Raw genomic sequence first — 26420 nt, 5'->3', positions numbered from 1 at the left:
GCAGAAGGCAGAAGGCAGAAGGCAGAAGTAAAGAAGTAAGGTTTCATCGAATAAGGTTTTTGATAACTAATTATCCGGACATGATATAAGCTATTCATGGCGTATCAAAGGTTGGACTAATTTTTACCACCTCAACGCTTGTGAAGGTACGGTTGCCATCAATAACTCTCAAGGTTGTGCGATCGACAGATGCATCTGGGCATACTTCCACATAGAAGCCATAGGAACTGCGAGATTCCAACAGGAAGAATGTTTGTAGTTTACCTGTTGCTCCCTTGATCTTGCCGTTGTTTTTGAGATAGGTCATAGGCAAGGGAAACGAATGGTTATAGATTTGCTCACCATAGGAGTCCTTGAGAAAAAGGCGAACTTCTAGTTTTGATGGGGAAGTTTCATCTGCCTTAACATCAACTTTAACCCGCACAAGGCGATTTGCACCACCGACAGTAGCGCGATCGCTGGGGTCGCTATCGTTAATCGTTTTGAAGATGGCTTTTTTCCCGGTTAATGGCGTTGCATATAAAGTCATCAAGGTCAGACATAATGTCCCCACTAAACCTGGCCAAAGATAGCGCGTATCTATCACTCCATTTTGGACAGTTACCTGAAACGGCACTGGTTGATCAAGTACTTTTCCTGATGTATCCCCATACTCCAAAACTGCAATGGCAATGGTCACCATCTCTTCCTGCTTGGCGCGAACATCAAGTCCTGCTAACAGGTCATCGTCTTGCCAACTACCAGACTCCCCATCATCATACCAAGTTCCTGATTCATTCCAGGCTTGCTTGATGGCGGAGGCGAATGCTTGACCTTGGCCATCGAGTAACTGGATTTCATAAGTAACCCATCGGTTAAGGGGAATTTTTGCTTTAGCTTCTATGCGAAGAGCACCAATCAGCTGGCGCTTGAGGGACAGTGTTTGAAGTTGCAGCGGTTCCTCTTCCCTGGCACTGACGGTAGTAGATAGCAGTGTTTTCTGGAACCGATAACCATGGAATAAGGCTAAAAATACCAGTAGTGTAGACCCGATAGCAATATAAGGGCAGGGGTCGATAAAACCACTAGTACGTTGAGTTTGAATAGTCACTGGTTTTTATTGTGTCTGTATAGACTATTATCTACACCGAGCCAGAGGTGATGTCCACAAACTCCAGTTTTTAGCACCAGTGATAATTGTCTGACCAAAGTAGAAAAGAGTTTTTGTACCAACACGACAGGCATATTCCAATTCTAAATTATAAATTCCCAATTCTAAATTATAAATTATAAATTCCCAATTCTAAATTATCAAAAATTTAACAAATCAAAAGTTTTTTTCTTTTCCTATTCTGTGTTGGAGACATCGGTGATTCTGGAAGAGTTTTTGGCCTAGTTGGAGAAGATGGCAAACTAGGGTGTTGGAGAGCAATGTTCCTACTATGCAGAGTTAGTTGCCGCCGACACCAAGCAAAATGCAGGATATTAATACCCATTTCCCACAGCAGTGCGGATCATCTCTCGTGGTAGAGCAAGCTCTTCATCTAGTCCCCAAGCAGCTGATAAATTACCAACTATAATGACAATTCCTCCCCCAATCAACATTTTAATTGGTTGTCCTTGAACAGAGGGAAGAGCCGCAAAGCTAACGCTACGCGATGAAGCGAAGCTTCCGCTAACAGCGATCGCTAATTTTTTATTAACCATAAAAATCCCAAAAAAAACTTTTTAAAACCCTTGACTACTCAAATCATAATCATTACAATAATCAATATAAACCGAAATTAAGTTTTTTATGATGTCACAACAATTCAAGCAAAACTTCAAGAAACAACCTGCTCATCAAACTCTGAAAGGTTCTCGTGAAGCAGTAATTTATAGCATGCAGATGCTTTACGCATTAGGCTATGCAGAGATAGCGGAATGGACCCCTCTGGAACCGACTGATGTTCCAGGGGAAGTAATCACTACAATCACCAAGTATTGGTTGTTGCCATAACACCTTAAATTTCTGGGGGGGTTTTCTCCCCCGGCCAAGGTTTTGGTCTGGTTTTGTAGCGTGACCTTTGGCTAATCAGAGCAGGTTATATTTGCTAATTTTGTGACATAAAAAATTGAAATAGTCGTGGATAGTATTTCTACGGCTATTTTTTTTCACTTTACTCCCGACTCCCAACTCCCGACTCCCGACTTCCTAGTATAAAAAATGCTATAGCAATCCTAAATCAATTGATAGAATGTTTGTTCCCTGTTCCCTACTCCCTGTTCCCTACTCCCTGCTCCCTGTTCCCTGTTCCCTGTTCCCTTTGGTATATAATTAAAAAAATAACCTTTAATTCAAAAGCGATGGAAACTCAAGACTTAAAAACACTGATTAAAGAAAGCATCCGAGAAGTTTTGAGAGAAGAAAGACTCTTACTCTGTCATATGTTAATGCCTTACGTTAGTGATCAAGAGCAACAAGAGCTTGACACCAGCTTTGGCTTACCTCAAGACTATGAGACTGAAGAAGTAACTGATCTAACAGATGGGATTAAAAATGACTATTAAATTCCGCAAGAGTGCGATTAAATTATTAGAGTCTGCTGATAATTAAACTATTCCCATCACATAAATTATTCAAACTCAAGGAGCTTGTAAAAATTATCGTTACGGTAACGAACAAGGAATTTTATATAAATATTTAAAGGGTAAGTTATTAGGATAAAACCTTGATTGACTATAGTTTTTTAAGACAATTCGTGATCCTGGAAATGTTTATACTCACATCTGGCACCATTGGGATTAATCGTCGGTGAGTAGTGCCTACCTACGCCTAAAGGCCAGCTGATCTGATCTGTCTCAAGCACTGCCCACTCTACTTGCTAACTAAACTATACTTCGGTTGCTATAAATCCCAATAGCTATAATTTCAGTGGAAGAATAATAGTGAGTGGCACACTACTGTATCACCCCCACTTCCTATCGTGAGGTTTGTTGCGTATCTCAAACGGTGTTCAGGAAATGAATCAAAACCTATCTGTTAAGGGAGCAGCAATTTTAGCCACCGTTGTCGGTGTGATGGCAATGGGAGTGGCTTTCCCTAGGTCTAGCTGGGGGCAAAGTATCATTGCTCAACAACCCAGTTCACCAGGGAGTGAAAGGGCTGAAGAGTTATCCCTAGCAGAAGCCTCTCAACTCAATCAGCAAGCCATTGAGCTTTTTCAGCAAGGAAAGTACTCAGAAGCGATTCCCCTAGCTGAGAGAGCATTAGAGATTCGGCAGGAAATCTTGGGAGAAGAACACCGTGATGTGGCAGAAAGCCTCAATAATCTAGCATTCCTCTACTTTTACAAGGGGAAATATCCGAAAGCCGAACCCCTCTATCAACAAGCCTTAGCACGGAAGAAAAAACTGCTCGGTCAAGACCATCCCGATGTAGCAACCAGCCTCAATAATCTGGCATTACTCTACAAAAGCCAGGGCAGATATGTTGACATACTCACCGTCCTAGAAGAACGGTGATTCTTGACAGATCATCGGGGTGTGCTGCCGAACGCGCCCCGCGTGACCTACGGTCTCAACAGTCTTATCGCCCCTCCTTGCCCATTTAGAGTCATGCCGATGCCCCATGCCGACTTTTTCTATGTTTCTAGCAGCGTTTATGTCTCTGTCCTGCTCGGTTCCACAATTAACACAGAGTATTGAGCGTACGGACAAATCGAGTTTCCCCCACTTGAACCCACAATCTGAGCAGATTTGACTAGTGGGTTCCCAACGGCTTATAACCCGAAAATCCCTGCCATATTTATCTGATTTTGCTTGAGCTAGACTCCTAAATTCTGACCAACCTTGCTGGCTAATAGCTCGCGCTAGTTTGCGATTTTTGACCATTCCTGACACGTTAAGGTCTTCTAGGACAATTACTTGGTTCTCGCTGACTATCCTAGTTGAGAACTTATGCAGGAAGTCTTTCCTTTTGTTGGCGATTTTATTATTTAGTCTTGCGATCTTAATGCGAGTTTGCTCCCTCCGGTTAGACCCCTTGGCTTGTCTAGCAAACTTTCGTGTTTGTTTGCGTAATTTTCGATCTAGTTTTGAATAGTCAGGACTCTTGACATGACCCCCATCACTCATTACCGCGAAAGTCTTGATACCTAGATCAATCCCAATGCTTTGGTTCTTGGCATCAACTTGAACAGGCTCAATATCTACTACAAAGCTCAAGAAATAATTGTTAGCACAATCTAAGATAATGGTCACAGAGCTTGGATCAGATGGCAATTCCCTAGACCAGATCGGTTTGACTACCCCAATCTTGGCTAAGTAAACTCCATCACCTTGAATAGAGAAACCTCTGCGAGTTAATCTTGCTGATTGATTATTGGAACGCTTTTTGAATCGTGGAGACCTAACTTTTCGTCCTTTTCGTTTTCCATTGTGCGACTCAAATAAGTTCTTAAAAGCAACTCCCAAATCAGCTACGGACTGCTGCAAAGGAACGACTGACACTTCAGACAACCATTTTCTTTCTTCGGTCTTTTTAGCCTGAGTTATGACCAGTTTCTGTAAGTCTCCAGATTTTAGAACCTTCTTAGATTTCTTGCAAATAGCCAGAGCATCGTTCCACACGACTCTGACACAGCCAAACAGCCTAGCTAAGTCCTGTTTCTGTTGGTCAGTTGGATAAAAACGATATTGGTATCTTGCTTTCAATTGGCGTTTTATAGTTGGTCTGTACTCCGATTATAGTGTAATCTACAAGATTTGACAATGGGTTTACGGAATATTGGCACAGTATTAAGCTCCTTGCAAATGCACCTAGTATGCGTAACTAAGTACCGCCAAAAAATATTGACCACTGAGAGTCTCGCGGCCATTGAAAATTCGTTCAAAGAAGTGGCTAAGAAAATGAATTTTTAAATTAGAGAACTTAATGATTTGTTCGCGTTCGCCTTTGGCGTGGCCTACGGCCAAGCGTGGCCTACGGCCTCAAGTTACCGTAAGAATAAAGGAGCCAAAATTCGCCAAGTTTTAACCAAAGGTGCGCTTTCCGTATTAAGAATTAAATTCGCCACGGATCCCACCTCTTTTACGTATAGCTGAACAACCATAAAGGCTCCTTTATTCTAAGGTTTCGTCTCCTAGAAGGACAGGGCTTGAGACCCATTTTTTTGGTCAATATCGAGCTGCCCTCCAGTCCCTAGCCACAGATTCTCCCTTGAGTGATCAACAAGCTCTAGAGATTCTCTGTGCCAGAGATGCACTCAACAATGCCCTCACTGAGGAACCCTTCATACCTGCAGAGCTTCTAGAGTGCATCCATGAGCTAGATGCCCAACTCCAACAACACAAACAACGGATTGACCAAGCTCTGGAACTTTCTACCTATCGCCACAGTCTACCAGCAAAGCCTAAGGGCTGGTGGTGGTATTTGGATCAACAGCGTCCTCCTCATCGGCTAGATCGTTACGACTGGGTGTTTAAGGGTCTGACCTTTGGAGGTTGGAGTGTCAGTCTGGCTCTGCTGGTCAATATTGCCAGTCGCTTCTTAACTGGTGGTCCCGATGTGGTTGGCACTTTCGCCATCATTGTATCAACTCTGATCACTCTGCTAAAAGCCAAAAGTGACTTTACCGAAGAAGAGCAAAAAGATAACGATTTCTCAGAAGCATTGAAAAAAGGTTTTGACGAATTGCTAACTGGTTTGAAGGTGCCTAAGTTTCTTCATGCTGAAACTAAGTGTTGCTCCACTCTCGCTCTACTGTTGGTATTCCTAGGGTTTTGGTATAGCCTACCCAAGATTTCAGCTATTTACGATCAACGTGGCTTAGGGCACTATCGAGCCGGTGAGCTTAGTAGTGCCGAAGCCGACTACCACAGAGCGATTGCCCTTGATCCTGATAATGCTAACGCCCATTATAACCTGGCCATAGTTTATGAAGACTGGTTACAGCTCAAGAAATCAAAGCAAGAGTACCAGTTGGCGGTAAGTGCCAAGATGCCTAGGGCATACAACAACTTGGCCAGACTCTATATTCGAGAGGGGGACTATCCTAAAGCAGTCAGCCTTGTAGTTGAAGGTCTAAAACTGACCACAGAGCAATCAGTTTATCCAGAGGATAAATACAATTTCTATAAAAATCTCGGGTGGGTAAGATTCAAACAAAATCGGGATGATGAAGCTAAAATTGCCCTGAAAAAAGGTATCAACATTGCTAAGAATCCAGATGTGGCAAACTATCTGCCCAATCGTGCCTCTGCCTCTTGTATTTTAGCTCAGGTACTTGAACGCCAGGAAAAACCTGAAGCTCTCCAGGAATGGGAAAATTGTCGCGATTTAATCATCGGAAATCCTCTGATTTTAAAACCAAACCAATGGCTGGCTCTAACTAATGATTTAGGAATAGGAAATCCTTGGATTCCAGAAGAAGACACCTGGTTACATCTAGCTAATCAACGTATTGAGAAAGCTCAACAACAGAAACAAAGGCCATGATTTGGAAACGTCTATTCTCCATCTCCCTACTTTCCACGGTTCTAATCGCGATCGCAGCTCCAGCGACTACTCCGGCTGAAGGTCTCTACTACATTGCAGCTCTGACAGGGAATGTTCAAGTGAAACGTCCCCTGTGGTTTGGTTATGATCGAGCTCACCAAGGAGATATCCTCAAGCTCACAGACCGGATCTGGGTCAGAAACCCTCAGTCCTCTGCTACAGTGTTTTGCAATCATCTCAGTAATTGGCAGGTTCCTGTAGGAAAAGCTTTTAAGGTGTCTAAAGGTTGCTCAGATTCAGGAATATTATCAGATTCAGGAATATTGTTCCGAGCGGACGATCCCCTAGCACCTGGACGTGACATCGAGAATGAGGAACTTCCCTACCTGATCAGTCCTAGGAATACAGCACTACGTCCTAATCAACCCCTGACCCTGCGCTGGCATGCCGTGAAAAAAGCCACCCACTATGATGTTACTATTAAGTATCTGGCAACACCAGTGTGGGAAAAACGGGTATCTGAACCCATAGTTGATTACCCTGATAGCTCCCAACTCCGACGGGATCGGGATTATTTTATAGTGGTGACTGCTAGTACCGGTGTGTCTTCACCGGAAAATCCCAATCAAGAGCCAGCTCCCACCATTACCCTACTGACGGATGAGCTGGAGCAGGAGCTAAAGAAGAACCTAGCTCTGATTGACACACAAAATCTGGATGCAGATGCCAAAGCTCAGGGGCAAGCTCATCTTTATCACAGCACTTGCCAAGATCAAAATTACCTCAACACTTGTCTCAATCAGGATGCCATTGAGGTTTTAGAAACAAGAATCAAAGCTGGTACAGAAAATCCTGCCATTTATCAGCTTCAAGCTGACATGTATAAGCGCATTGGACTAAAGCGAGAGGCTCAGCAGCGTTACCGCACAGCCCTGGCACTGGCCACAAAGGCTAATAATTTGCCATTGCAGGCGGAAATTCAAGAACAGCTTGGTGAGATTGCCCACAACCTAGAAGAGTTTGCTGAAGCAGTTGAATGGCTAGAGGCTGCTGAGGGAATTTACCAAAAGCTTTTTAATTTGGAAGATCCAGAGGCACAAAGCAAGTTAGAGGAGCTAAAGCAGAATATTGAGGATTCTCGACAGAGGATTTGAGGGTGGAAGTAAGTAGTCAGTGGTCAGCTATCAGCTATCAGCCATTCGTGTAGCGTGGCCTAAAGGCCAAGGCCAATGGCTGACCGCTGACCCCTGACCGCTGACTGCTTTAGGTTTGTTATGATCACCTTTTGGACAAATGTTGTTGAAACGGAAACCAGATGAGTGACTTGGATTCAGGGAAGTATCGGCAACTACTAGTAGAAGTCAAGCAGCGCATTCGCGAGGCTCAGTACCAATCCCTCAAAGCAGTCAACAAGGAATTAATTAGTCTTTATTGGGATATTGGAGGGTTAATTTTTAGCCGTCAACAGGGAGAAACCTGGGGTAAGTCAGTGGTGGAACAACTAGCAAAAGACTTACAAGCGGAGTTTCCAGGTATCAGTGGCTTTTCGGTTCGTAATATCTGGAATATGCGCAATTTATATCTCACCTACTCTCAAAATGAAAAACTGCAACCATTGGTTGCAGAAATTGGTTGGAGTCATAATTTGCTTATTATGCAAAAGTGTAAAGATGACTTAGAGCGAGAGTTTTATATCCGGATGACGCGGAAATTTGGCTGGACAAAAAATGTTTTGATTCACCAAATAGAGAATCAAACCTACGAGAAAACGTTGCTGAATCAAACTAATTTTGAACAGACAGTTTCCGAGGATATTCGTAAGCAAGCTAAGTTAGCCGTTAAAGATGAGTACACCTTTGATTTTTTGGAACTAGCTGATCAGTACAGTGAGCGTCAGTTAGAGCAAGCAATTATAGCTAAAGTCGAACCATTTTTACGAGAAATGGGAGGGATGTTTGCCTTCATTGGCAGTCAGTATCGCTTAGAAATTAGCAACAAAGAGTATTTTATTGATTTGCTGTTATTTCATCGCAGTCTCAAATGTTTGGTAGCAATCGATTTAAAAATCGGGGAGTTTTTGCCGGAATATATAGGCAAGATGCAGTTTTATTTAGCAGCGTTAGATGACAAAGTTAGGCTAAAAGAGGAGAATTATGCCATAGGAATTATTCTGTGCAAGTCTAAAGATAAGACCATTGTGGAATATGCGTTGAAGGAGTCAAACAAACCGATTGGTGTTGCTACTTATCGAATAGTTTCAACGTTACCACAACAATTGCAGAATCAACTTCCTGCACCTGAACAAGTGGCTTTGTTATTGGAGGGGGTGGAGTGATAGTAAGCATACAGCGGTTTGCGTAGCGTGTGCGTAGCACATAAGCTGTTCGCGTAGCGTGCGCGTAGGGCATAAGCTTACTCGTTTAGAAATTAGCAACAAAGAGTATTTCATTGATTTGCTGTTATTTCATCGCTATCTCAAATGTTTGGTAGCAATCGATTTAAAAATCGGGGAGTTTTTGTCGTAATATATAGCCAAAATGCAGTAGCTCAGAGTGATGAGGTGGAATTGTGAATCAGTTTATGCTAGCAGCATTTAAAGAGGCTCAGATGGGTTTCCAAGAGGGAGGAATACCGATCGGTTCAGTTGTGGTTAAGGGTGGTGAAATTGTAGGGCGTGGGCACAACCGGAGAGTCCAAAAAGGTAGTGCAATCCTTCATGGCGAGATGGATGCTCTTGAAGATGTTGGCTCTCAACCTGCTTCTTTTTATCAAGATGTCGTTTTGTACACTACATTGTCACCATGCAGTATGTGTACTGGCGCGATTTTGTTGTACAAGATCCCCCATGTTGTGATTGGGGAAAACAAAACGTTCTTAGGTGAAGAAGAATTACTTCGTTCTAGAGGTGTTATTGTTGAGGTTTTAAACGACGATAGTTGCTATCAATTAATGCAAGACTTTATTCTGAATAACTCTAAACTTTGGAATGAGGATATTGGTGTTGTTGATAATAATGATTTATAGCGTTTGTCGCATTCATGAGGTACAGTATTATTTGAGGTGGATTCCCTGTATTGATGCAGCGCATCGCTATTCCAGATTAACTCTTATCTGTTCCGGTGATCCGCTGTTCCCTGTTCCCTAAAATCCCGAGTGTACCTCATAGCTATGATAATTGCTATAATTTGAATTACTGCCGAAATTAGCCAGCAGTAATAGGGATGAGCAAACTACTCATCTTTCCAAGATAATACCGATTTTTAAGAATTACAAAAATCCGATGCACCTATGACGTTATTCGTTAGGGTCAAGGCAGAAGAGGCACTTCTTGAAGATTTTAGCTAATCTTATTCAAGGACAGATTGGGTTTGAACTACTTGTGTCAGGTAGTCAGGACTGTATCTTGGAGCTGGCTAGGTGGTCAGCAATCACCTTGTGATAGATCTTTATCATGTGATCTACCTTAACTTCCCAATCAAAATGTTGCATAACTTTATTTTGGCCCATTCTTCCCATATCAAGGCGTTTTTGGGGTGAGTGGGCCAGCGTCAGCATTGCATTGGCAAGACTATCAATAAACTCCTCTCTAGAGGAGGGTTCTACAAGAATTCCACAAGAAGTATCGAGATAATCTGCTGGGCCTCCCCAATTAGTGGCAATCACTGGAAGTCCCTTTGCCATTGCCTCAAGCACCACTGCCCCACCACACTCTAAAAGACTGGGTAAAACAAACGCATCAGACTGCTGTAATTGCTCTGAACACTTTTCCTGAGAAAGCCAACCAGCAAAAAATACTTTACCAGTATTGTGGATAGTTGTGGATAAAATCTTGAGTTCTTGTGCTTGTTTCTCTAATTTATCCCTCTCTGTTCCATCACCAATAATAGTTAAGCTGATAGGAAACTTTAGGGATGCCTGTTTAAAAGAAATCAGCAATATATCAACGGCTTTCCAGTCCACAAGCCTACCAATAAAAATATAATTTACTGTTTTTATTTCACTGTTGCTAGACGCAGATAATAGAGGCTTAAATATAGATAAATTTACACCGTTTTCTACTATTTTAATTACTTGTTTGCAGGCGACTTGAGGTAGTGCTTTTCGGGTTCGCTCATTTGCCACTATGAGTAATGCTGCCTGTTTCTTTCCAGGTATCAATTGGTTCATAATATTTAAAAACTTCCGTCCCAAAAATATGGTTAAATTGACAGTTTTCTTTTGGAGTTTATGAAAACCTGGAGGATAGTCCATACCACCATTCATAGGACCAATAATGATCGGTACACCCATTCCAAACAGCATAGATGGCTCTTTAGGGGATACTGGAATCGGTTGATGAATAATATTGATCTGCTCCTGCTTAACAATACGGCCAATGATTTGCCGCTGGGTCAGCTGGGTCAAAAGACGCATAACTAGCCCTAGGGTAAAGTAGGATAAACGGGTAGGCAGCAGATTACCTAACTGCCACAACATACGATGCCAAATGGTGTCAGGAACATAAGCAATATGTTGATCTTGGGGAAATAATGCCTCTAATTCTGCACGAGTGCGTTCGTGTACGACTAACCAAGTAGGAATTCCTCGTTGGCGCAAAATTCGATAGTAATGTAATGGAAGAGCTGCTTCACCACCAAACTTTGCAGATGCATGTTCCGCTGCAATCAATACTCGAAGGTTCATATTATATACCCTATGTTCTGTGATCTGTTTATCCACTAGCACCCGGGATTGACCTTTGGTCACGCTACGCCATGCGACCTAGGAGCCGCTAAAACCGATCGACTACACTTACTTTGTCACTCTAATTACCTATACAGGGTCAATGTATATTGTCAATAAACTACTAATATTTCTTAATAAACTCGGCCTTATTGTGCTTGTTGACAATGTATTTTCCACATATAGCAGTCTTAAATGATTCGTGAAATATATTGGCCACGCTGCGCGAACGCCAAATCCCTATAACCCTTGCCCAGCAACGATTACCGATTTTGCTGATTTTACAAATGATTTGGGTGCGGCTCTTCTAGAAATACGGTATTATTTAAAATAAGAAAACTAACAAGCTTGTCAGAGTAAGGCTTTGAGTCAAAAAAACCGTTAAGGGACGTTTCTTGTACATAAGTGGAAAACCGGGGTTAAATTCAGAGATATGCAAGCATCGTACTCAAATGAAGACATCTTCTTTTCACCAGCACGAGAGCTATTTGAAGAAATCGTAGAGTGGTTGGGTTCAGATCGGGTTTGCGGTGCGCGAGCATGGGGAGTTAGAGAACAAATTACTGGAGAACGGGTACGAACTATTAAGACGGCAACTGCCGCGGTTATTTTGATAGACGTAGTGATGACGAGATTGAAGGTGAGTGTTTGGGTAGTGACCAAGCCAGAAGAACTCATAAGAAGAAGTTGACTCGTAAACTGACCACCTTATTTGGAACCGTAAGAGTCAATCGAATTGGTTATGGAGGAAGGAAGCTCAATTCCCTGAGTCCATTGGATGCGGAATTAAACCTACCGCCATCCCAATATTCCCACGGACTGACAGAGCGAGTCGCAGTAGAAGTAGCCCGTTCGGGGTTTGGTGAAACAGTAGAGATAATTTCCCAAACAACCGCAGCCAAAGTTGGTAAGCGTCAAGTGGAAGAATTAGCCTTCAATAGTGCCTGTGACTTTGACCAATTTTACCACCAGCAACAATCACATATAGAGCAATCTCCACAAACAGGGGAAATAGTAGTGATTACTGTTGAGGGTCTTGGTGTAGTGATGCTAAAGGAAGATTTACGTGCTCATAAAAGAATTAGGGCGCTGGCAAAGAGCAAGAAGTTAAATAAACGATTAACCCTTGGTGAAAAACGAAACTCGAAGCGAATGGCTACAGTAGCTTCGGTTTATACCATTGACCCATTCGTTCGCACACCTGAACAAATTGTCAATCCGGAAGGGGAGGAGCTTGATATTAAAGAACTCAAAAGACCCAAGCCTCAATCCAAGCGTGTTTGGGCAAGCTTAATTAAACAGCCAGAAGTAGTTATTAGCGAAGCATTTGACGAGGTATTGCACCGCCGAAGCACTCAACAAAAACACTTTTGTGCTTTGGTAGATGGTAATAAAACTCAATTATCGCGCTTTGAAGAAGTTTGCGAGCAAACACCAGATTAACTTAACAATTGTTCTCGATATTATCCATGTAATTGAATATTTATGGAAGGCGGCATTTGCCTTGAACCTATCCCACTATTGTCCGAAAACTTGATAGACTGAAAATCAAGTAATCAGAAAAACTTGAACAGATAAATGCCAGGAAGATTTGAAGGATTAAGTGACATAGAATGGGAGCTGTTTGAAAAGATTTTGCCGTGTGAAGCGCAAAAGCGAGGTAGAGGTATGCCCCATGTACCATTCCGTTACGTTTTAAACACACTGCTGTACGTATTAATTACAGGATGTCGTTGGTGTGATGTGCCCAGAGGGGAACAGTGGGCATCAAAAAGTTCAGCACATCGATGGTTGAAACGATGGCAAAAAAACGGAACTTAGCGAAAAAATACAATGTAGAGTATTGGCGATCGCGCAAAATCGAGGGTTGATTAACTGGAATTATGGAGCCGTAGATGGCTCTTTTTCCCCCTGGCAAGGGAGGAGGTGAAGGAGTAGCCTATGGATATAAAGGGAAAGGAGTGTTGATACACACAGTCACAGAAGGTAATGGTATGCCCATGGCTTACAGCACCACACCAGCTAATGGGAGTGAACCGGAGCAGGTGATACCATTACTAGATAGCATCGCGCTTTGTTACAGGTAAACGGGGTCGTCCCTTGAAAAGATTCCGAGTAATAGCCGCTGACAAGGGTTACGACTCATTAGAGAAACGTTCACTGCTAAGAATTAGAGGTAAATGACCCCAGTTCCCTAAAAGAGTTGATCAGTCCTTGATGCATCGAGGTAGACCAATCAAAGATGATACACCACGATTTCAACTTTAACGAAGATTCACTTGGTATCAAAGGAAGTACCGACGGAAAGGTGGTTCGTTGGGAACGCGGCTTGTGTTGTGTTCGATGCTTTCCTTGCCAAGCGCGACTATTCATAAGCTGTTCGGCATTTAAATTGGTATAGTTGTTTCAATTAAGGATAAGACGGTGATGAGGTAAAATGAAAAGGGTATATTTTCAATAACTGACAGCAATGCCATACAGTCTAGATTTCAGAAAAAAAGTAATAAACTATATAGAAAAAGGTGGAAAAATTACAGAGGCAGCGAAAGTATTTGGGATAGGAAGAGCGACAATATACAAGTGGTTGAATCGTTCCGAACTAAAGGCTAATAAAGTAGAACGTCGTCAAAGAAAGCTAGATTGGAAAGCCTTATAACAAGATGTCAAAGAAAATCCAGATGCTAAATTAATAGAGAGAGCCAAAAAATTTGGAGTGCGCCCAAGTGCAATATTATACGCACTCAAAAAAATGAAAATAACTCGTAAAAAAAAAGAACTTCGTTATCGGGAAAGAGATAGGAAAGAAAGAATAAAGTATTTAAGAGCATTAAGAGAATTAATAAAAATATCTGGAATTAAAAGCCTTGTATTCATTGATGAGTCGGGGTTTGACAAAATACAGTCATGCCTTTATGGATGGTCAAAAAAAGGGAAAAAACTGTATGGTGAACAAACAGGAAAACGAATAAAAAGAGAAAATTTAGTAGCAGGAAGAAGGAAGAAATCAAAAGATTTAATAGCCCCTTGTTTAGTGGTAGTCTTAATGCAGAAGTATTTGAAGGATGGTTAAGCCAATATTTATTAGCCTCATTAACAATTCCTTCAGTATTAATTATGGATAATGCACCAATTCATAGAAAAAATGCAATTAGAGAATTAGTAGAGTCAGCCGGTCATCAAGTATTATTTTTGCCGAAATACTCTCCAGATTTCAATGATATAGAGCATGATTTTAGTGCTTTAAAGAGAGCCAGAATGTATACTTCTATAGACACTTCTCTGGATGAAGTAATTCGTGAATATTGTGCTTCTTAGTGTCTCCTCCTTATTTAAAATAACTATATAATAAAAATTAATAAATAACCCAATAATAGGAAATATGCCAGCAAAAAATTATCTGACAGCAAAAAACAATACTTCAAAAAGCCTTAAAAATAGAAGAAAATGGAAATATTAGAGAACGTATTTTAATTTTGCTGTTGTTGAATAGTGGAAAAACACAGTTAGAAATTGCTGAAGTTTTGGGTTGTTCAAAGAACACAGTCTGTTATTGGTGTGTCCACGGAGATCCAGATGACTTAGAGAGTCTTAAAGATAAAAGAATGAAAGGCAATCACCAAAAAGCAACAAAACAATATATAGAAGTATTATTAGAATTAGTCGAAAAAGAACCCGAAGAATTAGGATATGAATTTGGTCGATGGACAGCTCAAAAATTAGCCGTTCATTTAGAAGATACAACAGGCATCAAGTTAAGTGGGTCTCAAGTTCGTAGGATACTAGTCAAGAAAAAATATGTTTACCTTTGGTCAAAGTATAGCTTAGATTCTAAAAAAGACCCTAAAAAAAGGGAAGCATTTAAAAAGAAACTAGATGAGTATTTAAAAATAGAAAAAGAAAGCCCAGAGCGTCTTCAGGTATGGTTTTGGGATGAAAGCGGATTTAGTTTGAGAGTCATCAGAAGAAAAAACTGGTGTAAAAGAGGAAAGCGAAAAAAAGTTAGAGGAGACCGTTCGCGCAGCGTCGGGCTTTGCCCGAAAGGCAAGGGAGAGTTAATGTGATGGGAGCTTTGCGATATTCAGATAAAAAAAGATTTGTAGATTTCCTCAAAAAAAGCAATAGTCAAACTTTTTATGAAGTTTTAAAAACCTTTTATAAAGAGCTAGAAAATGAATGGATGGAAGCGGGTAATCAACTAGAAGACTTTGCTAAGAAAGGACCGAAAATCGTCATTATTTTAGACAATGCTAGTTTTCACAAAAAAGCCGAATATATTCATAAAATAGAAGAAGATATGCCGAATATTTATTTAGAATATCTTCCCGAGTATAGTCCTGATTATAACTTAATTGAATTGGTTTGGCATTCAGCAAAAGAATATATTGCCAATCGAGTTTTCAAATCAATTGAAGAATTAGAATGTTTGTTAAATCATCTTTTAAATGAAGGAGGGTTAATTATAAAATGGGTACGAAAAATAAAAAACAAAGGCAATGCTGTTATCACAGTTTAAATGCGCAACAGCTTATGTGGATTACTAAAATTATATTAGTGGGATAGGTTCATTACAGCGAGTTTACGAATCAGCTCTGAGGTGCTTTTGAATAAAATAACCACCTCAAGCAGCGTGAGCCTTGGCCTTGGCCATAGGCCAAGCTTTCGGCAAAGCCGACGCTTCGCGAACGCGAATGGCTGACGGCTGAATGCTTACATATTTAGTTTATATTTTTTAGGTTAATTATTTATTATTAACAAAGCTTAATAACTATTATTTTTTCGTTGAAAGTTGTCATTTTTGTGAATGATCGCAAGCATCTCAAAGCTAGTGATAGAACTGCTTTGCAATTCCTGGAGATGTCTACAGGGTAATTCTAGATTTTTGGTATTATTGTTTACTTTTTGAATGTAAATTTTGATACAAATTTAGATGCGTTTACCTTGAATAACCCTCGACGTTTTTTTTTCGGTGCTTTCATAATGTTTTTCTATACTATTAAAAATATTCATAATATTTTTTGATAAGATAATCTTGTTATTTTTGGCTGGCTCTGTGATACCATGAAAAATGGATATAGCAATTCTCATATTCATGAGGACAAAGCTTATCATTTTCAGGCAAGATGCAAAAGGCAAAAGCCAATATTTAAGGGGGTTGTACGGGGATAATCCTGAAATTGCGCTGTACATCATAATCACGATAAACGCTATAAATAAGCAAAGTGTATAAACTCCCCTTAACACTCTTCCTTACTTAAAAAGGTTAGTCCAGAGATGTGACAAGCACTTTTAACATCTCTTATAGATAGATAAATCAGGATAAATAGATGAGTAATTCAACAGAACTACCCATTTCTGATGTCGTGGTTCCCCAGACAGAAACAGAAAAGCAGCTTGCTGAAATATGGAAAGACGTTCTCAGTGTTGAGACAATCAGTATAGAAGATCGCTTTATGGATATCGGGGGGAACTCAATAAATTTGGTTGAAGTGGTTAATCAGGTAACAGAAAAGATGGGGGTTAGCATCAAAGCTCGGTGGTTTTTTGATAAGCACAAATCAACAATTGCTGAACTGAGTAAAGAAATTGATGCGGTCAGAGAGCAAACACATTAGCAGTTAACTTTATCGGTGAGTAAAAAAGTAGATGAAAACTAGGGCAAAAGCTGAACTCAGTTATTATCTTTCTGTGGAAGAAAAACAATTCTTTCGAGACAATGGCTATATTGGACCTTTTACTCTATTTCAACCTGAAGAGATCCTGGAGTTGTGGAACGAAATCAGGATGGATCTTTTGGACAGGGAAACGGCACCTTTCCCTAACAGTAAAATGAACTATGACCGTCATCTGGATATCCAGGCTTTGAGTGATATTATCTCTCACCCAAAAATTGCTCACCGTGTTAGCAGTCTTTTGGGCTCAAATGTACTATGTTGGAGAACGGCTTGGTTTCCCAAATATCCTGGTGATGAAGGAACAGACTGGCATCAAGCAGAAAGCTTCGTCGAGTTTGAGGGCAAGTCAAAGCTGGTTCCTACTGAGTCTCACGATGGACCTTGGGAACTGACTGCTTGGGTTGCATTTAGTGAAGCCACCCGAGAAAATGGCTGTATGAAAGTAATGCCCGGTACTCACAATACCTGGTACTTTGACGAGCATCGTAACATTGAGTTTGAGCCAGACAAGATCAACCAAAAACTCACTGGGGGTAAAAAGACTGGGGTCTATGGCTATGACTACTATAAACTGAAACTAGATCCTAACTGGGAGCCTGATGAATCCCAAGCGGTACACCTGGAAATGGAACCGGGTCAATTTATTCTGTTTACGTCTAGATGTATGCATGGCTCAGAACCAAATACCTCTGGCTCATCGATACGTTACGGCTGGTCAACACGCTTCGTTCCCACAGACGTGAGAGTATATCCAGATTGGGAATCTTTTCAGCACTTTGGAGAAGTATTTCCTTTAGAACGGTATGCAACTGTTCTGGTAGCAGGGGAAGATACTTACAAACACAACAAAATTAGACGACCTTTGGGACAGTAACCTGAGTAGATTTGTTGCAGAAGTATTTGACCACTTCAAGAGAAACAAGGGAGATAAGAATGAAAACTATCACTGCTGAACCCAGATACTATCTTTCTGTGGAAGAAAAACAATTCTTTCAGGAAAATGGCTATATTGGACCTTTTACTCTCTTCCCACCAGAAGAGATGCTTGAGTTATGGTATGGTATCAAGATGGATCTGTTGGACAAGGAAACGGCTCCTTTCCCAAACAACAAAATGAACTATGATCGCCATCTTGATATCAAGGCTCTCAATGATATCATCTCTCACCCAAAAGTTGTTGATCGTGTTAGTAGTATTTTGGGTCCAAATGTACTGTGCTGGCGAACAGAGTGGTTTCCCAAATATCCGGGTGATGAAGGTACAGACTGGCATCAAGCAGAAAGCTTCGTAGAATTTGAGGGAGAGTCGAAGCTGGTTCCTACTGAGTCTCACGATGGACCTTGGGAACTGACTGCTTGGGTAACCTTCAGTGAAGCCACTCGAAAAAATGGTTGTATGAAAGTCATGCCTGGTACTCACACTACCTGGTACTTTGACGAACATCGGAACATTAAGTTTGAGCCAGATAATATCAACCAAAAACTCACCAAAGGCCAAAAATCAGGTTTCTATGGCTATGACTACGATAAACTGAAACTCGATCCAAATTGGGAACCAGATGAATCCCAAGCGGTACACTTGGAGATGGAACCGGGTCAATTTTTCCTGTTTACCTCTCGCTGTATGCATGGTTCTGAACCAAATACCTCTGAATCATCGATACGTTACGGTTGGTCAACACGCTTTGTATCAACAGATGTGAGAGTATATCCAGATTGGGATTCTTTTGAGCACTTTGGGGAAAAGTTTATGCTGGATCGCTATTCAACTGTTCTAGTGGCTGGGGAAGATACTTACAAACACAACAAAGTGAGACAACCTCTGTAGAGAATTTGTCAAGTATTCTCGGCAAACCGGGTTTCCCATGAGGAGGACAAGGAAATATCAGTATTTCCTCAAAAGAACCCCGGTTTCTTGACTGGCTCTCTAAGAAAGGAACCTCCTAGCATACCTTCATGGCAACATATTAGTTATAAGCCAATGCAAACAGATGATTCATCCTGGTTAATTTTTGATGAAACCCCAAAATGTGAGGCATCCAAGATGCGTTTATTTTGCTTTCATTATGCAGGTGCAGGGGGTTCTATTTTCCAGGATTGGTCGAGAGCGCTCCCTGATGAAGTTGAGTTAGTCGCAATTCAGTTACCAGGCAGGGAAAAGCGTTGTTATGAACCGTTAATGTCCAATATTGAGGACATTAATCTTGTACTAGCTCAAGAGTTGTCGCCGTTTCTGTCCAAACCCTTTGCTTTTATGGGTCATAGCATGGGTGCATTGATTGCTTTCGACTTGATTAGGCTATTACGTCAACAAGAACTCGGACAACCCCAATTTCTAATGGTTTCAGGGTTTGATGCTCCCCAGCTAAGACCAAAAGAATCCTCAAATATGCACCAGTTGCCTGATGATGAATTTGCTCAAGCAATTCGCGATTATAACGGGATACCTCAAGTGATTGCTCAAAATGAGGAATTGTTTGAGTTGCTGCTTCCACGCCTCCGATCGGACATCAAACTGGGAGAAACTTATATTTATAAAGATGAAGAGCCACTGGACTGCCGGATCATTGCTTTATATAGTACAGAAGATTCATTTGTTAGTAAGAGCGGTATGTATAGTTGGCAAGAACAAACTAAGGGGGAGTTTGAACTATATACTTTCCCTGGAGACCATTTCTTCCTGCACAGTGCAGAAGAGTTAGTGCTTAACACTATCTGCACAGAATTACAGCGATATATTAAGGCTAATGATAATTGTTCGACGAAAGTAGCATTGCAAAAATCATAGCTTACTAACCATCATATAAAAGGATGAAATCACCATGGGTAAAAACATTGCTAATCTTGTGACAAGACATAGTAAAAAATCTCCTCATAAATGTGCAATAACAGATGGACAAACTGAATTATCCTATGGTGTCTGGGAGGCAGCTAGTAACCGCTTTGCACGAAAGTTAATCGAGATGGGTTGTCAAAAAGGCGATCGCGTAGTGGTACTAGCCAGTAAGCAGACTATACTCATGGTTGGTATACTGGGCATATTTAAGGCAGGCTGCATCCATGTGCCCCTAGATGGTAAGATGCCTGTCAATCGTCTTAATAAAATCATTACAGAAATTATTCCTAGTGTGATATTGACAGACCAAGAATTATTGCATTTGGTCAGCGAAAATGTTCCGCAGGAAGTGAAAATAGTTCTAATCGAGCAATTACACCCTCTAATCACCGACAGCACAGTAGAGGAAAAAGATAGATTGCCACAAATTGAAAGTGAAGATATTGCTTATTGCATTTATACATCGGGCTCAACTGGAGATCCTAAAGGAGTATTGATTAAGCATGGCAGTGTCATAGATTTTTTTGAGGGAACTCGAGAGTTTTATGATGTAGATGAAGATTCACGTTGTGTCAGTTTCTCACCTTTTCATTTTGATGCATCAGTAATAGATATACTATTTCCCCTTTACCAAGGAGCCTGGCTATATTTATATAGTGATGTTGTCTTACATGAGTTGCTGTTTGAGGTAATCAAAAATAACTCAGTAACTCATTTTGCTGCTTTCGGTTCAATGTTAGGCTTGATTGCGCAAACAAAAGAGTTCGACGATGTTATCCTTAAAGATCTCAAAACAATTCTAACTGGTGCAGATGTTCCCGATATCAAAGTGATCCAAAAATGGTTGGGAAAGGGTGAGAACATAAAAATTATCAATGGCTACGGACCGACTGAGGGAACTTGTGCTTGTGCAGCCTATATCATCCGCGATCGAGATCCAAATCGTCGCGAGCTATATCCTATTGGCAAACCGTTGAAAAATGCTAAGCTATATCTAGTAGATCAGCAGAATCAGGAGATCTACGATCCAGAAATACCAGGAGAACTCTTGATCGGTGGCACTCAGGTCATGGCGGGCTATTGGAACCGGGAGCAGCAAAGTAAAGAAAGACTTGTTGAATTCAAGGGGACAACTTGCTACAAAACAGGCGATATTTGTAAGTACCTAGCAGATGGTAACCTCTTCTTCGTCGGACGGAATGATAATGAAGTAAATGTTGGTGGGTATAGAGTTCACCTCAACGGAATAAAGCAAGTCATTAATAGATTCCATTGGGTGGAAAATTCAGAGGTAGTGACGCTAGAATCTAAGTATGGAGAAAAAATGTTGGCTGCGGCTCTGATGTTGGCAAATGAGACATCAAAAGATAGTGCATTGAAACAAATAAAAGAGCATTTAAACCAAGAATTACCACAGTATATGGTGCCGAGGCAGATTGTCGTTATGGAAAAATTTCCTCAGCTATCCTCTGGAAAAACCGATCGAAAAACACTATCGTCTATCTTAGAGAGGGATTTGCTGGCAAGTAAAGTGCATTAATATATTTATGATCATCGAGGTAGAATTGTAATTGATTGCTGAAAAGTGGCACTAAACGCATGAAGGATAATCCTATGGGTATACATCAAAAAAACTATGATGAGGTAAATCATAAACTTTCCACCAGCTTTGGTGGTTCATTAAATATCCCATCAAATTCTCCAACACTTCTATGCGATCTGTTACCGCGAGCAGCTTTAACGAATAAAGGAATTACATATATTCAGGCGGATGGCTCAGAACAATACCAATCCTATCAAGACTTACTATTAGATGCCAAAAGGATATTGGCAGGGTTAAGACAATGGGATCTTAAACCACAAGATAAGGTGATATTGCAATTGGAAGAAGGACATGATTTTATTCCAGCCTTTTGGGGTTGTCTATTAGGTGGATTTATTCCTGTACCTCTATCTATCGCCCCTACTTACCAGCAATTAAATAATGTAACTAAAAAGTTACACAATGCATGGCAGATGCTAGAGCATCCGCTGATATTAACCAACCGAGAGCTTGCTCCTGAGATTCGGTCTCTATCAACTCATCTAAATTTGAGGGATTTTCAGACAGGTGTCATTGAAGATCTAAGGAAGCAAGATCCAACTCAAGAAATTTACCGAGGGCAACCAGATGAATTGGCTTTGCTTTTGTTAACCTCTGGCAGTACTGGACTCCCAAAAGGAGTCATGTTGAGCCATAGAAATATTTTGAGTGAGTCTGCAGGCACGATCCAGATGAATCACTTCGATTCTGAGGCGGTAACCTTGAATTGGATGCCCCTAGATCACGTGGGGGGGATTATTATGCTGAACGTTATGGCCGTAGAACTAGGCTGCCAACAAGTTCATGCACCAACTAAATATATTTTGCAAAACCCACTCCATTGGTTAGCTTTGATTGAACGACATCAAGCAACAATCTCTTGGGGACCAAACTTTGCATATTCCCTCATTAATGACTTGGTTCAAGATGCTGAAGCAGGGTCATGGGATTTGTCATCGATCAGTTTCTTAGTGAATGGAGGAGAACAAATTTCGCCTAAAGTCGCTCGTAGATTTTTGAAATTAATGAAGCGACAAGGATTAGCAGAAACGGTATTACGTCCAGCTTTTGGCATGTCAGAAACCTCTGGAGGCATTACTTGGTCCGATCAATTTTCACTCAGTAATACTTCAGATGACATGCCCTTTGTTGGTTTGGGTCTTCCTATTCCTGGTGCTTGTCTGCGAATTGTTAATGATGATAATGAAATTGTTCATGAAGGTGCGATCGGTAAGCTCCAAGTTAAAGGGGCATCAGTCACTAGTGGTTACTATCAAAACCCTGAGATAAATCAAGCTGCATTTACTGCGGATGGCTGGTTTAGGACGGGGGATTTAGGCTATCTAGAGAATGGATATCTTGTTTTAACAGGGCGAGATAAGGACGTAATTTTGATCAATGGAGTTAATTACCCTGCCCATGAAATTGAAGCAGTAGTGGAAGAAGTGGATGGAGTTGAAATTTCCTTCACAGCTGCCTGCGCTATACAAGGTAAAACGAATTCGTCTTCATCAGATCAACTTGCGATTTTCTTTAGTGCGGTTGAAGCAAATATTGAGACCAATCCAGAAGTTCTCAAAGGACTAATAAAAAAAATTAGAGGTGCTGTCGTTCAAAATATAGGAATTAATCCCGATTATCTCCTACCGGTTGGTAAGGAATCTATTCCTAAAACAGCAATTGGAAAAATTCAACGTCAAAAGTTAAAGCAGCAATTTGAAGCAGGAGAATTTGATCCTTTAATCGAGACAGTAGGACAGTCTCTAAGAATTATGGGATCTCAGGAAACAGCCTTAGCCTTACCTCAAACTGAGGTAGAACAGGTAATTGTCAATATTTGGCAAGATGTCCTCGGTTTAGATAAAATTGGCTTGCAAGAGAACTTCTTTGAATTAGGTGGTCATTCCCTTTTACTGTTAACGCTACAAAGTCAGTTGCAAGAATCTTTTGGCAAAGAATTGTCAATTGCAGAGATGTTTAGTCATCCCACTATCGAGGCGTTGGCTCAATATTTCACCCAGACGCAACCTGAAGATTCAGCAGCCCAACAGGGGTATGCACGGGCACAGATTCGCCAAGAAGTTCGTAAAGCGGACTCAACAGAGATTGCGGTGATTGGCATGGCAGGTCGATTCCCTGGCGCAGATAATCTCGATCAATTCTGGCAGAACTTACAGAATGGAACGGAGTCCATTACCTTTTTCTCAGATTCAGAACTATTAGCTTCTGGCATTGATCCGAAGCTTTTAAGTAATCCTAATTATGTGAGAGCAAGTCCAATTCTTTCTGATGTGGAATATTTTGATGCTCACTTCTTTGGCTATACTAACCGAGAAGCTGAATTTATGGATCCCCAGCAACGATTATTGATGGAATGTGCCTGGGAAAGCTTGGAAGATGCAGGGTATGATCCTCTGACTTATTCAGGCTCTATTGGTTTGTATGCGGGAGCAATGTTAAGTACTTATTTCATTCATAATCTTCTGCCCAACCGTGACACTTTTGATGAACATGATGATTTACGAGTACTCACTCCCGACTCTATGGGCGGCCTGCAGGTGGTACTTGCTAATGATAAAGATTATCTGACAACACGCATCTCCCATAAATTGAACCTGACTGGACCGAGTGTCAATATTCAAACGGCTTGCTCAACTTCACTCGTTACAGTTCACACAGCAGTCCAGAGCTTGCTTAATGGAGAATGTGACTTGGCTCTTGCGGGAGGTGTTTCAGTGCAGGTGCCCCAACGAGTTGGACATCTCCACCAAGAAGGGCTCATAGCATCTCCCGATGGCCACTGTCGAGCCTTTGATGCCCAAGCAGAAGGAACTATTTTTGGCAATGGCGTTGGCTTGGTTGCCTTGAAGCGCCTGGAGGAAGCTCTCCAAGATGGAGATCATATCTATGCGGTTATTAAGGGATCTGCCATTAATAACGATGGGAGCAACAAAGTTGCGTATACCGCACCCAATGGGGAGGGACAGACTACAGTGGTGGCCGAGGCAATTGCAACTGCCAATATCAATCCCGAGACGATTACCTATGTGGAAGCTCACGGCACAGGAACTTTGCTCGGAGACCCGATCGAATTGGGTGCTCTGAGCCAAGCATTTCAGGCTAAAACTCAGCGCAAACAGTTTTGTGCCCTTGGGTCTGTCAAAACCAATGTGGGGCACTTACAAATCACCTCCGGCATTGTGGGCTTGATTAAGACAGTCCTTGCTCTTTACCACAAACAAATCCCCCCTAGTCTTCATTTCCAAACACCGAATCCCAAAATTGACTTTGCCAATAGTCCGTTTTTTGTGAATACAATGCTCTCTGAGTGGGAGAGGAATGGTCATCCTCGACGGGCCGGTGTTAACTCCTTAGGGTTTGGAGGAACAAATGCCCATGTGATTTTGGAGGAAGCACCAGAAAATGCCCAACCAAAAACCAGAAACGAAGATGGAGCCAAGCTTGAGGACCGATCGCATCATCTTCTCACCCTTTCAGCCAAAACAGCTCCTGCACTGCAAGCGTTAGTCAAGCGCTATCAACGCTATCTGAGTGACAATACTGAAGTGGAGCTTGGAGATATTTGTTATACGGCTTGTGTGGGAAGAGCACACTTTGAACATCGGTTAGCGATAGTAAGTGATTCGATTCCTGATCTACGTTGCAAACTGGCAAATGTGTTGGATGATAATGCTGAGTTGAGCCCTGAGCAAACTCAGGAACTTGCTCAAGGGCAGACTAAAGCATCAGTTCGAGCCCAAATTGCTTTCTTGTTCACTGGTCAAGGGTCGCAATATCTGAACATGGGGCGGCAACTGTATCAAACTCAGTCTGTGTTTCGGGATGCGATTGACCAATGTGACCAGATTTTACAGTCCGAGCTTGAGGTTTCTTTGATTGATCTTCTATATCCGCAAACAGCGGATGAGCAGAATGCTGCTCGGCTGAATAACACAGCCTATACCCAACCGGCTTTGTTTGCGATCGAATATGCCTTAGCTCAATTGTGGCAATCCTGGGGGATTCAGCCAGCGGTGGTAATGGGGCATAGCGTAGGTGAGTATGTGGCAGCGACGATTGCTGGGGTCTTTGATTTAGAAACCGGACTAAAACTGATTGCTGCTCGGGGCCGGTTGATGCAGCAGCTACCTGCCGGAGGAGCGATGGTATCAGTGATGGCCTCTGAAGAGAGAGTGCGATCGCTAATTTCCCCCCATACCGAGAAGATATCTATTGCAGCTATTAATGGACCTGAAAGTGTGGTGATCTCAGGTGTTGCTGAGGTCTTGGGTGCGATCTCTAACCAGCTTGAATCAGCAGGGGTAAAGACCAAGTCACTCCAAGTTTCCCATGCATTTCATTCTCCTCTGATGGAGCCAATATTGGCAGAGTTTACCACGGTAGCTGAACAACTCACTTATCATTCTCCTCGCATTCCCTTGATCTCAAATGTGACGGGGGTAAAAGCAGACGAACAAATCGCCACTGCTCAGTACTGGGTCAATCACATTCGTCAACCAGTTCGATTTGCCCACAGTATGGAAGCATTATCTGAATTTGGGTATGACTGCTTTCTAGAAATTGGTCCCAAACCCATTTTGTTGGGTATGGGACGTCAATGCCTCCCAGAAGGGACGGGGGTGTGGTTACCTTCTCTGCGTCCGACGGTAGACGATGAGCAGCAGATGCTCTCTAGTTTAGGAAAGCTATATGTACAGGGTGTTCGGGTTAATTGGTCTAGTTTGAACCAAGAATATAGCTATCAGAAGGTGACATTACCCACATATCCATTTGAACGCAAAAAATACTGGATTGAAAAATATGAAACGAATGAGCAAAAATTCACATCAGCGACTTCTAAAAATCAGAAAAATAATTTTATTAGATTGCTCAATCAAGGAAATGTTTTAGATTTAATTCAATATTTAAAAAAAACATTGGATTTATCGCGAGAGGAAGAAGTGAAATTACTGTCGAAATTTGCGCAGTTAATTATAAATCTTTATCATCAAGAGAATGAACTCTTGACTAATAAAGATCGTAAAGAGAAGGATTTAATGAATCAGATGCTACAGATGGATAGTGAAAATTTAAATAAGCTCTTGTCAGAAGCAGAAAAATTTTCGCAAAATTCATAGCAAAATTAACCAAA

General features: G+C 41.4%; 20 protein-coding genes and 5 pseudogenes. 20 read left to right on the top strand and 5 right to left on the bottom strand.

Annotated elements, in window-relative coordinates; all coding sequences use genetic code 11:
* Positions 1-94 precede the first annotated feature (94 nt).
* The 3 genes from LYNGBM3L_RS02520 to LYNGBM3L_RS02515 form a co-directional block, all read right to left on the bottom strand.
* Positions 95-1090: a hypothetical protein gene (locus tag LYNGBM3L_RS02520; protein ID WP_008178678.1), complete on the bottom strand. Its 996-nt coding sequence runs from the start codon at positions 1088-1090 to the stop codon at positions 95-97.
* Positions 1091-1117: 27 nt separating this feature from the next.
* Positions 1118-1252 (bottom strand): hypothetical protein, encoded by a 135-nt coding sequence (locus tag LYNGBM3L_RS48295; RefSeq protein WP_267871971.1) that lies wholly within the window; start codon positions 1250-1252, stop codon positions 1118-1120.
* Positions 1253-1464: 212 nt separating this feature from the next.
* Positions 1465-1686 carry a hypothetical protein gene (locus LYNGBM3L_RS02515; RefSeq protein ID WP_008178675.1) on the bottom strand — a complete coding sequence of 74 codons (222 nt, stop codon included), beginning with the start codon at positions 1684-1686 and terminating at the stop codon, positions 1465-1467.
* Positions 1687-1777: 91 nt separating this feature from the next.
* Between LYNGBM3L_RS02515 and LYNGBM3L_RS02510 the strand changes: the two genes are divergently transcribed.
* The 3 genes from LYNGBM3L_RS02510 (at position 1778) to LYNGBM3L_RS02500 (ending at position 3483) form a co-directional block, all read left to right on the top strand.
* Positions 1778-1978, top strand: coding sequence for a hypothetical protein (locus tag LYNGBM3L_RS02510; protein WP_008178674.1), 201 nt, complete (start codon positions 1778-1780; stop codon positions 1976-1978).
* A gap of 230 nt (positions 1979-2208) precedes the next feature.
* Complete coding sequence (locus tag LYNGBM3L_RS46340) at positions 2209-2529, top strand: hypothetical protein (protein WP_202799140.1); 321 nt, start codon at positions 2209-2211, stop codon at positions 2527-2529.
* A gap of 453 nt (positions 2530-2982) precedes the next feature.
* Positions 2983-3483 (top strand): tetratricopeptide repeat protein, encoded by a 501-nt coding sequence (locus LYNGBM3L_RS02500; protein WP_008178670.1) that lies wholly within the window; start codon positions 2983-2985, stop codon positions 3481-3483.
* Here LYNGBM3L_RS02500 and LYNGBM3L_RS02495 read toward each other — a convergent pair.
* The gene (locus tag LYNGBM3L_RS02495; protein WP_008178668.1) at positions 3469-4674 is read right to left on the bottom strand and encodes an RNA-guided endonuclease InsQ/TnpB family protein; all 1206 of its coding nucleotides are present in this window, start codon (positions 4672-4674) and stop codon (positions 3469-3471) included. The genes LYNGBM3L_RS02500 and LYNGBM3L_RS02495 overlap by 15 nt on opposite strands.
* Positions 4675-4731: 57 nt before the next feature.
* On the opposite strand from LYNGBM3L_RS02495, the pseudogene LYNGBM3L_RS48290 reads away from it, so the two are divergent.
* The 6 genes and pseudogenes from LYNGBM3L_RS48290 to LYNGBM3L_RS02475 all read left to right on the top strand — a co-directional run.
* Positions 4732-4878: pseudogene (locus LYNGBM3L_RS48290) on the top strand (transposase); the annotation flags it as partial.
* Between the two features lie 301 nt (positions 4879-5179).
* Positions 5180-6457, top strand: a complete 1278-nt coding sequence (locus LYNGBM3L_RS02490; RefSeq protein ID WP_008178667.1) for a tetratricopeptide repeat protein — start codon at positions 5180-5182, stop codon at positions 6455-6457.
* Entirely contained in the window at positions 6454-7611 is a 1158-nt protein-coding gene (locus LYNGBM3L_RS02485; protein ID WP_008178665.1) for a tetratricopeptide repeat protein, read from the top strand. Before LYNGBM3L_RS02490 ends, LYNGBM3L_RS02485 begins: the two co-directional genes overlap by 4 nt.
* Before the next feature lie 161 nt (positions 7612-7772).
* Positions 7773-8792, top strand: a complete 1020-nt coding sequence (locus LYNGBM3L_RS02480) for a PDDEXK nuclease domain-containing protein (RefSeq protein WP_008178663.1) — start codon at positions 7773-7775, stop codon at positions 8790-8792.
* Positions 8793-8874: 82 nt separating this feature from the next.
* A pseudogene (locus LYNGBM3L_RS35760) lies at positions 8875-8979 on the top strand (PDDEXK nuclease domain-containing protein); the annotation flags it as partial.
* Between the two features lie 46 nt (positions 8980-9025).
* On the top strand, positions 9026-9481 hold the full coding sequence (locus LYNGBM3L_RS02475; protein ID WP_044492035.1) for a nucleoside deaminase: 456 nt from the start codon (positions 9026-9028) through the stop codon (positions 9479-9481).
* Positions 9482-9847: 366 nt separating this feature from the next.
* Here LYNGBM3L_RS02475 and LYNGBM3L_RS02470 read toward each other — a convergent pair whose 3' ends face one another.
* Complete coding sequence (locus LYNGBM3L_RS02470; protein ID WP_229414263.1) at positions 9848-11176, bottom strand: glycosyltransferase family 4 protein; 1329 nt, start codon at positions 11174-11176, stop codon at positions 9848-9850.
* Between the two features lie 436 nt (positions 11177-11612).
* Between LYNGBM3L_RS02470 and LYNGBM3L_RS02460 the strand changes: the two are divergent.
* The 11 genes and pseudogenes from LYNGBM3L_RS02460 to LYNGBM3L_RS02405 form a co-directional block, all read left to right on the top strand.
* Positions 11613-12683, top strand: a pseudogene (locus tag LYNGBM3L_RS02460) (ISKra4 family transposase); the annotation flags it as partial.
* Positions 12684-12757: 74 nt separating this feature from the next.
* Positions 12758-13000, top strand: a complete 243-nt coding sequence (locus LYNGBM3L_RS35755; RefSeq protein WP_071986781.1) for a transposase — start codon at positions 12758-12760, stop codon at positions 12998-13000.
* Between the two features lie 74 nt (positions 13001-13074).
* On the top strand, positions 13075-13266 hold the full coding sequence (locus tag LYNGBM3L_RS02455; protein ID WP_008178652.1) for a hypothetical protein: 192 nt from the start codon (positions 13075-13077) through the stop codon (positions 13264-13266).
* A gap of 383 nt (positions 13267-13649) precedes the next feature.
* Positions 13650-14494: pseudogene (locus LYNGBM3L_RS37800) on the top strand (IS630 family transposase).
* Between the two features lie 64 nt (positions 14495-14558).
* Positions 14559-15692: pseudogene (locus LYNGBM3L_RS37795) on the top strand (IS630 family transposase).
* 811 nt (positions 15693-16503) lie between these two features.
* A complete protein-coding gene (locus LYNGBM3L_RS02430) occupies positions 16504-16791 on the top strand; it encodes a phosphopantetheine-binding protein (RefSeq protein ID WP_008178628.1) in 288 nt (95 codons plus the stop codon).
* Between the two features lie 31 nt (positions 16792-16822).
* Positions 16823-17725 (top strand): chlorinating enzyme, encoded by a 903-nt coding sequence (locus LYNGBM3L_RS02425; protein ID WP_008178626.1) that lies wholly within the window; start codon positions 16823-16825, stop codon positions 17723-17725.
* Between the two features lie 59 nt (positions 17726-17784).
* On the top strand, positions 17785-18678 hold the full coding sequence (locus LYNGBM3L_RS02420) for a chlorinating enzyme (RefSeq protein ID WP_008178624.1): 894 nt from the start codon (positions 17785-17787) through the stop codon (positions 18676-18678).
* A 153-nt stretch (positions 18679-18831) separates the two neighbouring features.
* The gene (locus tag LYNGBM3L_RS02415) at positions 18832-19638 is read left to right on the top strand and encodes a thioesterase II family protein (protein ID WP_008178622.1); all 807 of its coding nucleotides are present in this window, start codon (positions 18832-18834) and stop codon (positions 19636-19638) included.
* 34 nt (positions 19639-19672) lie between these two features.
* Positions 19673-21226, top strand: coding sequence for an amino acid adenylation domain-containing protein (locus tag LYNGBM3L_RS02410; RefSeq protein ID WP_008178620.1), 1554 nt, complete (start codon positions 19673-19675; stop codon positions 21224-21226).
* A 74-nt stretch (positions 21227-21300) separates the two neighbouring features.
* The gene (locus tag LYNGBM3L_RS02405) at positions 21301-26406 is read left to right on the top strand and encodes a type I polyketide synthase (RefSeq protein WP_202799138.1); all 5106 of its coding nucleotides are present in this window, start codon (positions 21301-21303) and stop codon (positions 26404-26406) included.
* Positions 26407-26420: the final 14 nt, after the last annotated feature.

The organism is Moorena producens 3L, assembly GCF_000211815.1.
In the GTDB taxonomy this organism is placed as follows: Bacteria; Cyanobacteriota; Cyanobacteriia; order Cyanobacteriales; family Coleofasciculaceae; genus Moorena; species Moorena producens.
Note: the sequence above shows the minus strand (reverse complement) of the source record. Positions and strands in the feature narration are given on the sequence as shown.